The organism is Phaeovulum sp. (assembly GCF_047638075.1).
GTDB lineage: Bacteria > Pseudomonadota > Alphaproteobacteria > Rhodobacterales > Rhodobacteraceae > UBA6197.
On sequence record NZ_JBLJBV010000071.1, the window covers coordinates 15,413 to 30,627 of the forward strand.

The 15,215-nt window shown below is 61.1% G+C and carries 18 protein-coding genes; 10 read left to right on the forward strand and 8 right to left on the reverse strand.

Annotated elements, in window-relative coordinates; all coding sequences use genetic code 11:
• Positions 1-13: 13 nt before the first annotated feature.
• Complete coding sequence (locus ACM62R_RS11340; RefSeq protein WP_415184169.1) at positions 14-643, forward strand: hypothetical protein; 630 nt, start codon at positions 14-16, stop codon at positions 641-643.
• On the opposite strand, the gene ACM62R_RS11345 is transcribed toward ACM62R_RS11340, so the two are convergent.
• Positions 630-959, reverse strand: a complete 330-nt coding sequence (locus ACM62R_RS11345) for an AzlD domain-containing protein (RefSeq protein WP_415184170.1) — start codon at positions 957-959, stop codon at positions 630-632. The two genes, ACM62R_RS11340 and ACM62R_RS11345, sit on opposite strands and share 14 nt — an antisense overlap.
• Positions 956-1,669: an AzlC family ABC transporter permease gene (locus ACM62R_RS11350; protein WP_415184171.1), complete on the reverse strand. Its 714-nt coding sequence runs from the start codon at positions 1,667-1,669 to the stop codon at positions 956-958. The genes ACM62R_RS11345 and ACM62R_RS11350 overlap by 4 nt, the downstream gene beginning before the upstream one ends.
• A 75-nt stretch (positions 1,670-1,744) precedes the next feature.
• Between ACM62R_RS11350 and mobA the strand changes: the two genes are divergently transcribed.
• On the forward strand, positions 1,745-2,338 hold the full coding sequence (gene mobA / locus ACM62R_RS11355; RefSeq protein ID WP_415184186.1) for a molybdenum cofactor guanylyltransferase MobA: 594 nt from the start codon (positions 1,745-1,747) through the stop codon (positions 2,336-2,338).
• Entirely contained in the window at positions 2,338-2,919 is a 582-nt protein-coding gene (locus tag ACM62R_RS11360) for a GNAT family N-acetyltransferase (protein ID WP_415184172.1), read from the forward strand. Before mobA ends, ACM62R_RS11360 begins: the two co-directional genes overlap by 1 nt.
• Positions 2,920-3,007: 88 nt before the next feature.
• On the opposite strand, the gene ACM62R_RS11365 is transcribed toward ACM62R_RS11360, so the two are convergent.
• On the reverse strand, positions 3,008-4,051 hold the full coding sequence (locus tag ACM62R_RS11365; RefSeq protein ID WP_415184173.1) for a hypothetical protein: 1,044 nt from the start codon (positions 4,049-4,051) through the stop codon (positions 3,008-3,010).
• 9 nt (positions 4,052-4,060) lie between these two features.
• A complete protein-coding gene (gene greA / locus ACM62R_RS11370; protein ID WP_415184174.1) occupies positions 4,061-4,531 on the reverse strand; it encodes a transcription elongation factor GreA in 471 nt (156 codons plus the stop codon).
• 111 nt (positions 4,532-4,642) lie between these two features.
• Between greA and ACM62R_RS11375 the strand changes: the two genes are divergently transcribed.
• The 4 genes from ACM62R_RS11375 to ACM62R_RS11390 all read left to right on the forward strand — a co-directional run bounded on the left by ACM62R_RS11375 (position 4,643) and on the right by ACM62R_RS11390 (position 10,163).
• Complete coding sequence (locus tag ACM62R_RS11375) at positions 4,643-5,656, forward strand: phosphatase PAP2 family protein (protein WP_415184175.1); 1,014 nt, start codon at positions 4,643-4,645, stop codon at positions 5,654-5,656.
• A 78-nt stretch (positions 5,657-5,734) separates the two neighbouring features.
• The gene (locus ACM62R_RS11380) at positions 5,735-7,381 is read left to right on the forward strand and encodes an electron transfer flavoprotein-ubiquinone oxidoreductase (protein WP_415184176.1); all 1,647 of its coding nucleotides are present in this window, start codon (positions 5,735-5,737) and stop codon (positions 7,379-7,381) included.
• A gap of 111 nt (positions 7,382-7,492) precedes the next feature.
• Complete coding sequence (locus ACM62R_RS11385) at positions 7,493-9,205, forward strand: tetratricopeptide repeat protein (RefSeq protein ID WP_415184177.1); 1,713 nt, start codon at positions 7,493-7,495, stop codon at positions 9,203-9,205.
• Positions 9,192-10,163, forward strand: a complete 972-nt coding sequence (locus ACM62R_RS11390) for a 4-(cytidine 5'-diphospho)-2-C-methyl-D-erythritol kinase (protein ID WP_415184178.1) — start codon at positions 9,192-9,194, stop codon at positions 10,161-10,163. Before ACM62R_RS11385 ends, ACM62R_RS11390 begins: the two co-directional genes overlap by 14 nt.
• Positions 10,164-10,195: 32 nt before the next feature.
• Here ACM62R_RS11390 and ACM62R_RS11395 read toward each other — a convergent pair whose 3' ends face one another.
• The gene (locus ACM62R_RS11395) at positions 10,196-11,212 is read right to left on the reverse strand and encodes a polyprenyl synthetase family protein (protein ID WP_415184179.1); all 1,017 of its coding nucleotides are present in this window, start codon (positions 11,210-11,212) and stop codon (positions 10,196-10,198) included.
• A 60-nt stretch (positions 11,213-11,272) separates the two neighbouring features.
• On the opposite strand from ACM62R_RS11395, the gene ACM62R_RS11400 reads away from it, so the two are divergent.
• The 3 genes from ACM62R_RS11400 (at position 11,273) to ACM62R_RS11410 (ending at position 12,532) form a co-directional block, all read left to right on the forward strand.
• Complete coding sequence (locus ACM62R_RS11400) at positions 11,273-11,485, forward strand: DUF2007 domain-containing protein (protein ID WP_415184180.1); 213 nt, start codon at positions 11,273-11,275, stop codon at positions 11,483-11,485.
• Positions 11,485-12,246 carry a tRNA1(Val) (adenine(37)-N6)-methyltransferase gene (locus ACM62R_RS11405; protein ID WP_415184181.1) on the forward strand — a complete coding sequence of 254 codons (762 nt, stop codon included), beginning with the start codon at positions 11,485-11,487 and terminating at the stop codon, positions 12,244-12,246. The genes ACM62R_RS11400 and ACM62R_RS11405 overlap by 1 nt, the downstream gene beginning before the upstream one ends.
• A gap of 118 nt (positions 12,247-12,364) precedes the next feature.
• Positions 12,365-12,532 carry a DUF465 domain-containing protein gene (locus ACM62R_RS11410; protein WP_415184182.1) on the forward strand — a complete coding sequence of 56 codons (168 nt, stop codon included), beginning with the start codon at positions 12,365-12,367 and terminating at the stop codon, positions 12,530-12,532.
• Here ACM62R_RS11410 and ACM62R_RS11415 read toward each other — a convergent pair.
• The 3 genes from ACM62R_RS11415 to ACM62R_RS11425 all read right to left on the reverse strand — a co-directional run.
• Positions 12,519-13,397: a DMT family transporter gene (locus tag ACM62R_RS11415; RefSeq protein WP_415184183.1), complete on the reverse strand. Its 879-nt coding sequence runs from the start codon at positions 13,395-13,397 to the stop codon at positions 12,519-12,521. The two genes, ACM62R_RS11410 and ACM62R_RS11415, sit on opposite strands and share 14 nt — an antisense overlap.
• A gap of 61 nt (positions 13,398-13,458) precedes the next feature.
• Positions 13,459-14,184, reverse strand: coding sequence for an acetoacetyl-CoA reductase (gene phbB / locus ACM62R_RS11420; protein ID WP_415184184.1), 726 nt, complete (start codon positions 14,182-14,184; stop codon positions 13,459-13,461).
• A 99-nt stretch (positions 14,185-14,283) separates the two neighbouring features.
• Positions 14,284-15,215, reverse strand: a 932-nt coding sequence (locus ACM62R_RS11425) for an acetyl-CoA C-acetyltransferase (RefSeq protein WP_415184185.1), incomplete at its 5' end; no start/stop codon positions are given.

Below are 15,215 nucleotides of genomic sequence, written 5' to 3' on the forward strand. Positions count from 1 at the left end.
AGGGGTCAGGCAGATGCGCCGCCTTCTCATCTGTCTGGTTTTGCCGTTCCTTCTGGCGGCCTGCGGTGCAGAGCCGATCTGGGCACCGGACGAGGCCGTTAAAAAAGCCGCCTACTCCACCGGTGCGCCGCCTTCGGTCACGCTGTTCACGGTGATTGGCACCAGCTCTGGTCAGGGGGGGCATTCGGCGCTGATGATCGACGGCGTGCAGCGCGTGATGTGGGACCCTGCGGGCAGTTGGTATCACCCCTGGGTGCCCGAGCGGAACGATGTTCATTATGGCATCACCGACCGGATGAAGACCTTTTACATCGACTACCATGCCCGCGAAACCTGGTATGTGCGCGAGCAGACCGTGCCGGTGACGCTTGCTGCGGCGGAACAGATCCGCGCCCAGGCCGAGGCGCATGGTGCGGTGGGCAAGATGATGTGCGCCAATTCGGTGGTCGACGTGCTGCGCGGCGTGCCGGGGTTTGAATCCATCCCCAGAACGTTGTCGCCACTTAGGGTGTCAGCGGCTTGGGCCAAGCTGCCCGGTGCCACGCTCAGCGACCATTACGATGGCGATCCTGCCGACAATTCCGGCGTGCTGATGATTCAGCAAGAACGGATCCAACCTGCCTTTGATGCTAACCGAAACTGAAAATTCCCAGATAAAGCGCCGCCAGCCCGCCGATGATCGCGGCCAGCGTATTGCGCGTCACCACGCCAAAACCAAGGGTGGCAAAGGCGGCCAGCAGGCGCGCGAGGTCAAACTCTCCGCCCGTACCCGAGGGCCAGAGGACCAGCGGCGCGACCAGCCCCGGCAGCACCGCAACCGGGGTATAGCGCAGATAGCGTAACGCCCATTCAGGCAACGGGCGGTTGCCGATCATCCCCAGAAACGAATACCGTATGAAGAACGTGCCAATCCCCAACAACAGGATCACCGCCCAGATTTCTACCTTGCTGTAGGTCATGCTTTGCGCCTTTGGATCCAGATTTCAACCTGCGCGCCGGTGAACATGGCGCAGGCCGCCGCAACCAGCAGTCCGGTGCCGCTGGGAAGAAACGCCAGCGCCAGTGCCACACCGACCGATACCGCCGCCGCCGCCAGATGCGCCAGCGTGCGCAGCATCGGCGCAAGCATCGCCAGAAAGGTGATCGGCACGGCAAAGTCGAGCGCAAACGCGGGTGGTATCGCCTCGCCCAGCACGGCCCCCAGCCAGGTCGAAACATACCACTGCGGGCAGATCGGGGTGCAGGCCCCGGCGTAGAATGCCAGCTTTTCGGTCATGGTCTGCTCTGGCCGGATCTCGTAATCCTGCGCGGCCAAGGCATAGGTCTGATCGACCATGAAATAGGATGTCAGCACCTTTTGCCATGGCGTGGCAGCGCCCAGATGCGGCGAAAGGGCCGCCGAATACATCGCCATCCGCAGGTTGACGGCAAGCGAGGTCAGCAAAACCATGACCACGGGCGCATTGTCGGTCATCAGCTGCACCGCAGTAAACTGCGAGGCCCCGGCAATGACCAATATCGAAAAGCCCATTACCTCGGCCAGATTGAACCCGGCTTCGGTCCCGGCCACGCCAAACAGCAGGCCAAAGGGAACGATGACCAGCATGAACGGCAGGGCCTGGCGGAAACCGCGCCAATACGCGGCTGTGGGGGAAGGAGTTCTGGTCATGGGCTTGCTCTGGGGTGCATGATGCGCCAAGTCATAGGCGATGAGGCAGCGGATGCAAGACGTGGTGGCGCAGCGATGACGATTTGCGGGTTGATTCTGGCCGGTGGGCAAGGGCGGCGGATGGGCGGCGCTGACAAGGCCCTGTTGATGCTGGCCGGGCGCCCGCTGCTGGCGCATGGGATCGCGCGGCTGTCGGGGCAGGTGGAGCAACTGGCACTGTCGGCCAATGGCGATGCGGCGCGGTTTGCCCGGTATGGCCTGCCGGTGCTGCCCGATCCGCCGGATCTTCTGGGCCAGGGGCCGCTTGCCGGGATACTGGCGGGGCTTGACTGGGCCGCAGGGCAGGGCGCGCGGGCGCTGGTGACGGTATCGGTCGATACGCCCTTTGTCCCGTTTGATCTGGTCGACCGGCTGGATGCGGCAACGCGGGGTGGGCCGGCCATGGCGGCCTATGGCGAGCGGCTGCACCCTACCGCGGCGCTCTGGCCAACAGCGCAGCGCGCCGCCTTGGCCAAGGATTTGGCTGCGGGCGAACGCCGTTTGCGCGCCGCGCTTTCGGGTGCTGTGGTGGTGGCCTTTGAAGATGTGATCGAAGACCCGTTCATCAACATCAACACCATCGAAGATTTGGCGCGCGCCGAGGCGCTTTGCGCGCCAAAAATCCCATGATGCCCCGGATTCAGGTCGGGCTTCATGATAGCCAGCGCCCTGCTGCGGCCCGGCTTTACTGGGATGCGTTCAGTGACAAGCTGGGCCGGATCATGGGCCCCGAACGCAAGGCGCTCCGATTTGTCGAAAGGGTGATCGACCCCACCCATGTTATCGCGGCGGTAGATGCAACGGGTCTGGTGCTGGGGGTAGTCGGGTTTCGTGACCGGCAAGGGTCATTCGTGGGTGGCATTCAGTCGGATCTGAACGCGGTCTATGGCCGGGTAGGTGGCTATTGGCGAGGTAGGTGTTTTTCGTTTCTGGCGCGTGATCTGACGCCGTGGACGCTGGATGTTGATGGGCTGGCGGTGCATCCTGAACACCGCGGTGAAGGCATTGGCACCGCCCTGATCGAGGCGCTCTGTGCCGAGGCCACGGTGCATGGCTACCGGGAACTGCGGTTGGAGGTTGTGACCCGAAACGCCCGCGCGCGTGCGCTTTATGAAAGGCGCGGCTTTGTGGTTGAACGCGCGGTCAAAAGCCGACTCACGGCATTGGCCTTTGCATTTGATACCGCTTTGGTAATGGTGCGGCGGCTATAACGTGACGGCCCGTTCAAGGGCAGAGCCTAAACCGCCCGGGCTTTCTCAATCAAGACATCAGCACCGCAGGGAACGCCAAATGCCGGGATCAGTCGAAGGTTCCTGTCACGCGGCCCAACAACATGAAGGCGCGGGCCGTGCGGGTATCGGCCAGCTCCGCTACTTCCTGATCGGTTGCGTTCTTTTCAAACTCGGAAAAAGTCTTGTCGAACTGGCGTAGAAAATGATGGGCGGCATCCCGAAAGATCGTGTCCTGCCGCATTCGCCCCACCGTCAGCGCCAGTGATGAACGATCACGCACCCCGCCCAAGGCCGCCACCTCGCGGCCACGCTCGCCGGTGGCAAAGCGGCGCCAGAGGTCGGGTTTGGCGCGGTCGGGCCTTAGGTCATCCATATAGATCCCGTCCTGGCTAAGAAGGGTCAATACGTCCTGTGCGGCACGGATCAGCTTGGCCATGGTGCGGTCTTCCAGCGCCCGACGCAGCGCGCGAAATCCTTCGCGGTCATCGGCATTGTCAGGAAAATTCAGTGCCAGAATGAAATCCTTGACAGAAACCGGGGCGTGCAATTCCTCGGCCGGGGTGCCCAGGGCCAGTGTGGGTTGATCCTCACCGGGGGTAGAGGCGCGGGGGGTGGCCAGCGCCGCCTTGCGGTCGGCCGAAGGTTGTGTCGCTGTCGTATCGCGACGCGAGGCAAAGGTGGCCACCGCTGTTTCTGTCTGGCGCGCGGACGCGGCGATTTCGTCCAGTTTGCGTTCGACCGAAGGGGCGTTGCGCGCTGATTGCTGCGCCAGCCACGCCATCCGCATGGCCTCGACCGAAGATTTCAGCTCTTGCGCTTCCGCGCGCATCTCACGGGCTGTGCGCGCTGTGACTGCGGCAACCCAGATCATCGCCACGGGCAGGAAAATCCCCACCAGTGTCATCACCGCCGACAGCGTGCCTGAACCACCCTCGCCTGCCGGAACCAGCAGAAAAAAGGTACCGACCAACGCCAGCCAAAGAACCGACAGAAACAGCGCCATCCGTTCGGCACTGCTGACACCGCTGCCTTTTGACGGCATTCCCGCCTTTGCCGCCGAAAGACGGGCAAAGGCCGAGGGGGCAGAGTGGTTCGGCGCGGGTTCGGTCATGTGCCTACCTTAGCGGAAAAGAATCGAAAGTACTTCGTAACTTTTATCGCCACCCGGTGTGCGGACCTCAACGCTATCGCCCGTATCCTTGCCGATCAGGGCGCGCGCAAGGGGGGATCTGATGTTAAGCAGGCCGCGTTCGATATTGGCTTCGGCCTCACCGACAATCTGATAGGTGCGCTCTTCGTTGCTGTCCTCATCAACCAGCGTCACGGTGGCGCCAAATTTGATTGTCCCCGAAAGCCGCGTCGGGTCGATCACCTCGGCACGGCCGATGATCGCTTCCAGCTCTTTGATCCGGCCTTCGACAAAGCTCTGCTTTTCGCGCGCGGCGTGATATTCGGCGTTTTCCGACAGATCGCCATGCTCACGGGCTTCGGCAATCGCCTTGATAACGGTGGGACGTTCCACCGATTTGAGGTTTCTAAGTTCAGTGTCTAGCGCGTCAAACCCCGCGCGCGTCATCGGTATCTTTTCCATGGGAACCCTGGGCTTGCAAAAATTGGCACAATTGAAGCGCGAAACCTGTAAATCCGTGCTGGGGCCCCAAAGTCAAGGGCCGGGTCACATTTATGCCAAAAACCGCCCATAATGAGGATCACGGCGGAATGTGAGGTCCAACAGGTGCAGCTAGTCTTTCGCGCGGCTTTTCTTTATATGCTTGGCGGATTGACGGCCACTGCGCTGATCCGTGACGACTATATAGGACTGATGGAGGACGCGGTCGTTACGGCCGCCGTGATGATGATCACCTTCGCGGGTGTGGCGCTGTACATCGTGCCGGTTTTGCTGGTGGCAGCTTTGGTGCTGAGTCCAAGGGCGCTGCGCGGCAAGGTTAGGCCACTAGCCCTGCTGACAGGGGCGACGCTGATGCTGCAGATAGGTTTTTCATTCTTTAAGAACCTGATCCCCGAGATAGTGCCCTATTTTGCCGACCCCACCTTGGCACGGATAGATGCCTGGCTGCACGGCGGTATAGATCCATGGACCTTTGCCCATGCGATGGGATTTGCGAAGAACGCCCAGATGTTGCTTCCTGCATACCTGAACTTGTGGATCATTCCGGCCGTATCCTTTCCAATTGTGGTGCTGCTTTGTGATTCTGACGCGACGCGGGTCAAACGCTACATCTGGCTGTTTTTCGGGTCATGGTTTATTTTGGGAAATGTTTTCGCGCTTGCGGGTTCGTCGGTCGGGCCGGTCTATTATGACCGGCTGTTGGGAGGTGACCGTTTTGCCGGTCTGACGGTGGCGTTGCGCGACTCTGGCGTGACGCAAAGCCTGATCGGAACCGTGCAAGAGGCGCTATGGCAACGTTACTTGGGTGGTGGTCTTGATTTGGGGTTGGGGATTTCCGCCTTTCCGTCGATGCATCTAGCTGTTGCAACAATCACCGCACTGTATCTTTGGGAACGCAGCAGGATCCTTGGGCTGATTGGCATCCTGTTCACCGCAGTGATCCTGTTCCTGTCGGTCTACACCGGCTATCACTATGCCATTGACGGTTACGCCTCGATCGGGGCCATCCTTTTGGCGTCTTATCTTTTGCGTCGTGCTTTTCGCGCGGATGAAAACGCAATTATCTTGCGCGAGGCCGTCGCGTAAGAATTGCTTCGTTCCGTCAGGTAAGCTACCAACCCCTGAAACAACGCGAGCCGCAGTGCAAGCCGGAGGAATGACGATATGGCCGAAACCACACGCGAGTCGATGGAATATGATGTTGTGATCGTAGGGGCGGGGCCTGCGGGCCTGGCTGCGGCGATCAGGCTAAAGCAGATTGACGCCGATCTTTCGGTGGTGGTGCTGGAAAAAGGCTCAGAGGTGGGGGCGCATATCCTGTCGGGTGCGGTGCTGGATACATCCGGGCTTGATGCGCTGCTGCCGGATTGGCAATCGATGGGCGCGCCGGTAAAAACCGCCGTCAAGCGCGACAATTTCTATATTCTCGGGCCGGCAGGGCAGATACGCGTTCCGAACTGGCCGATGCCGCCCTTGATGAACAACCATGGCAAATATATCGTTTCGATGGCCAATGTCTGCCGCTGGATGGCCGAAACTGCCGAGGCGCTGGGCGTGGAAATCTTCCCTGGCATGGCGGCCAGCCAGATTGTCTGGGATGGCGACCGCGTTGCCGGCGTCGTCGCGGGCGAATTTGGCAAGAACCCCGATGGCTCTATCGGTGACGGGTATGAACCGGGGATGGAGCTTTTGGGTAAATACGTCTTCCTGTCGGAAGGGGTGCGCGGCAGCCTTGCCAAAGAGGTGATGGCAAAGTTCGACCTGTCAAAGGGCCACTGCCCGCAGAAATTCGGCCTTGGTATGAAGGAAATCTGGGAGGTTGACCCCGCCAAGCATCGCCCCGGCACCGTGACCCATACGATGGGCTGGCCACTGGGTAAGAACGCTGGCGGCGGCTCGTTCATCTATCACGGGGAAAACAATCAGGTCTATGTCGGCTTCGTGGTGCACCTGAACTACGAAAACCCCTATCTTTACCCCTATATGGAATTCCAGCGGTTCAAACATCACCCGGTGGTGGCTGACCTGCTTGAGGGCGGCAAACGTGTGGCCTACGGCGCGCGGGCCATCAGCGAAGGCGGCTGGCAGTCGATCCCGAAACTGGTAGCGCCGGGGGTGGCGCTTTTGGGGTGTTCGGCGGGGCTTGTGAACGTGCCGCGGATCAAGGGCAACCATAACGCGATGCTGTCGGGGATTGCGGCGGCCGAAGCGGCGGCGGCGGCGATCAAGGCGGGCCGCGCTGGTGATGAGCTGTCAGCCTATGAGACCGATCTGCGCGCAGGCCCGATTGCCAAAGACCTCAAGCGGGTGCGCAATGTCAAACCGCTCTGGTCAAAGCTGGGGCTGTGGTCCAGCCTTGTGCTGGGTGGCTTTGATATGTGGGTTGCCAACCTGACAGGCTGGAACCCCTTTGGCACGCTCAAACACGGCAAGTCGGACGCGCAGGCCACCGGCAAGGCGGCCGATTTCAAACCGATAGATTACCCCAAACCCGATGGCAAACTGTCGTTCGACCGGCTGACCAACGTGGCGTTTTCATTCACCAACCACGAAGAAAGCCAGCCTTGCCACCTGCAACTGAAAGACCCGACCGTGCCGATCGCGGTGAACCTGCCGCTATACGCCGAACCGGCGCAGCGTTACTGCCCCGCCGGGGTCTATGAGGTGATCGAGGACAAAGATGGCCCGCGGTTCCAGATCAACTTTCAAAACTGCGTCCATTGCAAAACCTGCGACATCAAGGATCCGTCGCAGAACATCAACTGGACCACACCCCAAGGTGGCGATGGGCCGAACTACCCCAATATGTAACGTCGCGGGGCTGTCACCTCTACGCGAGGGCGCGCCGAACGCGCGCGCCCTGCATTGCGTTGGCGGGGCGGGAAAGCTAGGTTTGCACCAACCCTTATAAGGAACCGCGCCTTGCCCCTTCTGCCGCCGTTTTTTCGCCCCGCCATTCTGGCCGCCGGCCTGTTGCTGACCAGTGTGCCCGCACCGATCCGGGCCGAAGATGCAGGGGCCTATCTGGCCGCGCGACTCGCCTCGATGCAAAATGACTTTGCGGCCGCTTCGGATTATTATTCGCGCGCGCTGATAACGGATGCAACCAACCGGTTATTGCAAGAATCCGCGCTGATAGCTGACATCGCCCTGGGCGACTATGACCGGGCCCTACCGCTGGCCACTTCGACGGGTGCGTCTGCCGGGGGCAGCGAAATTGCGGCGCTCGTCTTGCTGGCCGATCAGGCGCATCAGGGCGATTACGCCGGGGCGATTGCGCGGCTTGACGCGGGCACGGGCGTCAATGACCTTGTGTCGGGGCTGTTTCGGGCTTGGTCGCTGGTCGGCACCGGGCAGATGTCCGATGCGACTAAGATTTTTGACAAAGTGGCCAAAAGCAAGGGTGCCCAAGCCTTCGGTCTGTATCACAAGGCCCTGGCGCTGGCGCTGGTCGGTGATTACGAAGGCGCGGATGCGATCTTTTCAGGCAAGACCGGGCAGCCGATCCGCGCCACCCGCCGCGGTGTTCTGGCGCATGTGCAGGTGCTTAGCCAACTGGAGCGCAACAAGGACGCGATCGAGCTGATCGATTCGGTTTTCGGCCCCGATCTGGACCCGGCACTGGCCGATATCCATGCACAGCTTGCCGCAGGTGAGGTTTTGCCCTTTACCATGGTCCAATCTGCAACCGATGGTTTGGCCGAAATGTTCTTTACCGTTGCCGGCGTGTTGAACAGCGAAGGCAGTGAAGCGGTGACGCTGGTCTATACCCGCCTTGCCGAATATCTGCGCCCCGATCATATCGACGCGATCCTGATGTCAGCCAGTTTGTTGGAACAACAGCAGCAATATGATCTGGCGACGGCCACCTATGCGCTTATCCCAAAGGACAATCCGGCCTATTTTGCGGCCGATCTGGGCCGCGCCAGCGCGTTGGTGCGGGCGGACCGCGTGGATGATGCGATCACGGCATTGGAAGAACTTTCCGGTGAAAAACCTGATCTGCCAGACGTCTGGACCCTGCTTGGCGATACGCTGCGCAGTCAAGAACGCTATGAAGAGGCCGCAAAAGCCTATGACAAGGCGTTGGCCCTATCTGGCGAAGATAGCAAAACCTTGTGGTTCCTTTATTACGCGCGCGGAATTTCATTTGAACGTTCCAAGCATTGGGATCAGGCCGAAGCTGATTTCCGCAAGGCGCTGGAACTTAGCCCCGATCAGCCCCAAGTGCTCAATTACCTCGGCTATTCCTATGTCGAAAAGAACGAAAACCTCGTCGAGGCCCTTGATATGATTGAGCGCGCCGCGGCTACCCGGCCCGACGGTTATATCATCGACAGCCTTGGCTGGGCCTATTACCGGCTGGGTCGCTACGATGAGGCGGTGGCGCAAATGGAACGCGCCATCGAATTCATGCCGGTGGATTCGCTGGTCAACGACCATCTGGGCGATGTCTACTGGGCTGTTGGCCGCAAACGCGAGGCGGAATTTCAGTGGAAGCGCGCCCTATCGTTCAAACCCGAAACCGAGGCAGAGGCTAGCCGAATCCGGCGCAAACTGGACGTCGGGCTGGACGTGGTCCTGGCCGATGAGGGTGCCCCCCCGCTCAAGGCCGCCGGTAATGCATCCAACTGACGGGCCGGCAATCGAGGTTCTGGCCCCGGCCAAAATCAACCTGACCCTGCACGTTACCGGCCAGCGCGCCGATGGCTATCATCTGCTGGACAGCCTTGTGACCTTCGCGCCCGTCGCTGACCGGCTGGAAATGACGCTGGCCGATGATGTTTCGTTGATTGTCGACGGTCCCGAGGCTGCGGGTGTGCCCAGCAATGGCACCAACCTGGCAGCAGCGGCCACCTATGCGCTGGCCGAAAGCAGCGGGCGTGATGGTCGCGTGGCAATGCGGCTGATTAAAAACCTGCCGCCAGCATCGGGTATCGGCGGCGGCTCGTCGGATGCGGCTGCCGCGATCCGGGGCGCGATGCATCTGTGGGATCTGCCCGAGATCTGGCAGGCCAATGGCAATCTGGCCGTCGAGGCGCATTGGGATGCGCTTTCGCAACTGGCAATCGTCGATCTGGCGGCGCTCGGGGCCGATGTGCCAATGTGCTATCAGCCGCGCCCGGCCCGGGTGCAGGGCATCGGCGGGCAGATTGCGCCCCTGTCCCTGCCGCCCCTCCCGGCGGTGCTGGCCAACCCCAGGGTCGAGGTCGCCACCCCCGCCGTCTTCAAGGCGCTGCGTAACCGCCAAAACCCGCCCATGCCCGCCGCCCTGCCAACGTTTACCGATGCAACCGCGCTGATCGACTGGCTGGCAACCCAACGCAATGACCTTCAGGCACCGGCGATTGCCATCCAACCCGTCATCGCGACCGTGCTGGCCGCGCTGGCTGGTCTGCCCGGCTGCCGCCTTGCGCGCATGTCCGGCTCGGGGGCCACGTGTTTCGCGCTTTTCGCGACCGAACCCCAGGCGAAAGCCGCCCACACCCTCTTGCGCGCAGCCCACCCACAGTGGTGGACCGCCTGCGGCCCCTTGGGCAACCAGACCGAGCGGGCAAAGCCGCGCCCGCGCCAGGCTTTTTTTTTGGCTTAAATACTCAATCTGCCTAACCGCGCCGCCTGCACCTAACGCAGACGGGCCACGACATAATCCGCCAGATCTTCCAGCATTCCGCGCAGCGGATGGGCGGGCAGATCCGTCAGCGCGGCGCGGGCCTTGGCGGCCCAATCCAGCGCTTCGGCGCGGGTCGCGTTCAGCGTGTCGTGCCGGGTCATCAGGGCGCGGGCGTGATCAAGGTCATCCTCACGCTGGTCGCCCTTTTCGATGACGCGGGTCCAAAAGGCGCGCTCCTCGGCATCGGCCAGCGCCACCGCCTTGATCACCGGCAGTGTCAGCTTGCGTTCGCGGAAATCATCGCCGGTATTCTTGCCGATCACGTCGGATGCGCCGCCATAATCCAGCAGATCATCCACAATCTGAAACGCAATCCCCAGCGCGTCGCCATAGGCAAAGAGCGCCTTGACCTGGCGCTCGGGGGCGCCGGCAATCACGCCGCCCACTTCGGTTGCGGCTGAAAACAGCGCCGCCGTCTTGCCGCGGATCACCTTCAGATAGGTGGCCTCATCGGTGGTCAGATCTTGCGCGGCGGTCAGTTGCAACACCTCACCTTCGGCAATCACCGCCGAGGCGTTCGACAAAATTCCCAACACCCGCATATTGCCGGTCTCGGTCATCAGCTGAAAACTGCGCGCAAACAGGTAGTCACCTACCAGAACCGAGGATTTGTTGTCCCACAGCAGGTTCGCCGTCGGCCGACCCCGGCGTTTGGCGCTTTCGTCGACCACGTCGTCATGCAGCAAGGTTGCGGTGTGAATGAACTCGACCGTGGCCGCCAGATGCACATGATAAGGCCCGTCATAACCGCAAAGCCGCGCGGCAGCCAGGGTCAGCATCGGGCGCAAACGCTTGCCGCCTGCCTCAACCAGATGCGCTGTCACCTCAGGGATGCGCGGCGCGTGTTCCGATGCCATCCGGTCCCGGATCAGGCGATTCACCGCCGCCATATCGTCGGCCAAAGCCTCGGCCAGCCGGTCATGCGGCCTTGCCGTCCGGTCGTCATTTTTCATATCGAGGCCCATCATTCCCATCCCCGTCTCCAACCGTTCTCGACAGGGCCGGTTGATGCCCTTAAGTCTCGGTCTATGAAAGAGCTTTTTCGCAGCACTGACCCGGTCAAACTGGCCATCGCCACGGCCCTCCTTGAGGGCGAGGGTATAGCCGTGTTTCAGATGGACGTCCACATGAGCGTGCTGGAAGGCAGCCTTGGGATATTGCCACGCCGGGTCATGGTGCGTGACACGGATCTGTTCATGGCGCGCGTAGTGCTGCGCGATAACGCGATAGGCACAGACTGATGTTTGCCCCGGAAGATCTGACGCAAGACGGGTTCCTGGGTGGTCATCTGATTGTGGCGCAGCCGCGCAATGGCTACCGCGCGGCGATGGACCCGGTCTTGCTGGCCGCCGCCTGCCCGGCATACGCGGGGCAAAGCGTGTTGGAACTGGGCTGTGGCGCGGGCGTGGCCAGCCTGTGTCTGGGCTGGCGGGTGCCGGGGTTGCGGCTGGCGGGGCTTGAGGTGCAGCCCTCTTATGCCGTGTTGGCCCGCGATAACGCGGCGCGCAACGGTATCATGTTGGAGGTGTTCGAGGGTGATCTGGCCGCCCCGCCCCCGGATCTGAGGGCGCAGAACTTTGACCATGTCATCGCCAACCCGCCCTATTTCGCACCTTGTGATGGCACCAGCGCCGCTGATGCAGGGCGCGAACTGGCGCGCCGCGAACTTACCCCGTTGGACCAATGGGTCCGGCAGGCGCTGCGGCGTCTGCACCCGGGCGGGCAGATCACGCTGATCCAACAAGCCGACAGGCTGGCAGATGTTCTTTGCGCGCTGGCGGGCAGGGCAGGCAGCACACAAGTCTTGCCGATCGCGCCGCGTCAGGGCCGGGCCGCAGGGCGGGTCATCGTGCAGGCACGCAAGGGTGGCCGCGGTGTGCTGCGTCTATTGGCGCCTTTGGTTTTGCACGCGGCCCCCGCCCACATCCGGGACGGCGAAGACATGACCCCCGAGGTTCGCAAGATTTTGCGTAACGGCGCGCCATTGGTTCTGGATCATTAACCATTAAGCAAGAATTCGTGAGCCACACTGAAATCATGTCGCAGAGGGCTGTCCCCTCGTGACACGACTCACGATATGTGGTCCGATTGATATCGTGTTCACAAGAGAGGAAGCAGTCATGACGATGAGTTCGCACATCAACGAGCTTCGCAAGAAGCACGAGGCACTTTCAGATGCCGTTGAAAAGGCCGCCCGTACGCCGGGCGTTGACGCTCTTCAAATTGCCGAGATGAAAAAGCAGAAACTCAAACTCAAGGAACAGATCACCCGTCTTACGGATGCTTGATTGATCCGACGCGGCTTGCCCTTGCGGCCAACGCGGCGCCAGATGCAATCATAGCTGCCGCCAGCAACAGGTTTGTGCTGGCGGTGGCCATACCCGCCAGCACAAGCGCCAGCGTTGACAAAAGCGGCGCGGCATAGGACGCGGTTCCCAAGATCTGGATATCGCCGCGTTTCACGCCAATATCCCATGTGTAAAACGCCAGCCCGACTGGCCCCAGCCCCAACGCCAGCGTTGCAGCCCAACCCAATGCGCCGACCGGCCACACGGTTTCTTCCAGTGCCAGATGCGCTATCCCCGATAAAGCGGCTGTGGCAACACAATAAACCGCCACCGCCGCCGTCGGCACCTGCCCCAGACGCCGCGAAATCAGCGAATACCCAGCCCAGGTCAGCGCGCATAAAAGCGCCAGCCCATATCCCGGCAATGCCCCGGCCCTTGCCCCCTCACCGCTGCCCGCCACGATCAGCGCCGCGCCCGCAAACGCAATCAACGCGCTAATAATGTGAAGCGGGCGTAGCCGTTCGCCCGGCAATAGCCCCGAAAACAGCACAATCAGCAGCGGCCAAAGGTAGGCAATCAATCCGGCCTCAGCGGCGGGCGCCATCCGTAGTGCCGAGAAATATAAAAAATGATAACCAAAAAGCCCGGCGGTGCCAAAGGCATAGACCTGTATCGGCACCGCACGCAGCACGCCAAACCCACCCGATCGCGCCACCCAAACCAACCCGATCGCACCGCCAATCGCAAAACACATCGCGTTCAGCAAAAGCGGCGGCACAGGGGCTGATCCAACCGTGAAAAGGGCCAGCAGCGACCACAGCAGGACCGCCGAAAAACCAATCAAAGTTGCCTTGTTGCGCGACATGGAGCCTCAAAAATACAGAAAGGCCCGCAGTCTGCGGGCCTTTCGCCAAATACCAAGGGAGTCAGACCACGAACTGGCCGCCATTCGCGGAGATCGTTGATCCCGTGATGAAGCCGGCATCGTCAGCTGCCAAAAACACCACGCAGCGCGCAATTTCTTCCGGCTCGCCCAATCGGCCCACCGGGATTTGAGGAATAATACGCTCATTCAGGACTTTTTCATCAATCGCGCGCACCATCTCGGTGCCGATGTAGCCGGGGCAGATCGCGTTCACGGTAATGCCAGCGCGCGCGCCTTCCATTGCAAGCGCTTTGGTAAAGCCCAGATCGCCTGCTTTTGCGGCAGAATAGTTGGCCTGCCCGGCCTGACCCTTCTGGCCATTGATCGATGAGATATTGATCACCCGGCCAAATTTACGATCACGCATTCCGGTCCAAAGCGGATGCGTCATGTTGAACAACCCCGACAGGTTGGTGTCCATGACCTCTTTCCACTGTTGCGGTGTCATCTTGTGAAACATCGCGTCACGGGTGATGCCCGCGTTGTTGACCAACACCGCGATCGGTCCCAGGTCAGCCTCGATCTGCGCAATACCGGCGGCGCAGGCATCATAATCAGCGACCGACCATTTGTAGGTCTTGATCCCGGTTTCGGCAGTGAATTTCTTGGCCGCCTCATCGTTGCCGGCATAGTTTGCGGCGACTGTATAGCCCGCATTTTTCAGTGCGATGGAAATCGCGGCGCCTATGCCGCGCGTGCCGCCGGTGACGATTGCTACTTTGGACATGATTCCTCCCGAAAATTCGCTACTCTTATAATCCTGTTACCGAAATTAATTGATACGCGCAACAAAGTTGCGCGTATCCGGTGCTTCATTCGCGGCGAATCAGAGCCCCTCCAGGCACATTGCAACCCCCATGCCACCGCCGATGCATAGTGTGGCAAGGCCTTTCTTCGCACCCGAGCGCTTCATCTCATAGACCAGCGTGTTCAGGATCCGGCACCCAGATGCCCCGATCGGGTGACCAATCGCAATTGCGCCACCGTTCACGTTAACCTTCGCAGTATCCCAGCCAAGGTCCTGGTTGACGGCGCAGGCCTGCGCTGCAAACGCTTCGTTCGCCTCGATTCGATCGAGGTCGGCGGCTTTCCAACCCGCTTTTTCAAGCGCTTTGCGGCTGGAGGGAATCGGGCCGCTCCCCATGATCGAAGGATCAACCCCGGCCGTTGCGTAAGACGCGATCCGGGCTAGTGGCTGCAGGCCGCGGCGCTGCGCCTCAGCTTCGGTCATCAGCAGCACGGCCGCCGCGCCGTCGTTCAGCCCCGATGCGTTGCCCGCCGTTACCGTGCCGTCCTTGGTAAAGGCCGGGCGCAGTTTTTGCATCGATTCCAGCGTGGCCCCGTGGCGGATGTATTCGTCCTGATCAACCACCGTCTCGCCCCTGCGGGTCTTAACGGTAAATGCGATTATTTCGTCCGCGAATTTCCCCGCCTTTTGCGCTGCTTCGGCCTTGTTTTGGCTGGCGAGCGCAAATTCGTCCTGCATTTCACGGCTGATTTGCCATTTTGCGGCAACATTTTCAGCGGTCTGGCCCATATGGTAGCCGTTGAACGCGTCCCACAACCCGTCTCTGATCATCGAATCGATGAATTTTATATCGCCCATCTTTGTGCCCGCGCGCAGATGTGCGACATGCGGCGAAAGGCTCATGCTTTCCTGGCCACCGGCAATGATGATGTCGGCGTCGCCAAGCAGGATGTGTTGGGCCCCCAGCGCGACGGCGCGCAGTCCCGACCCACAAACCTGGTTGATGCCCC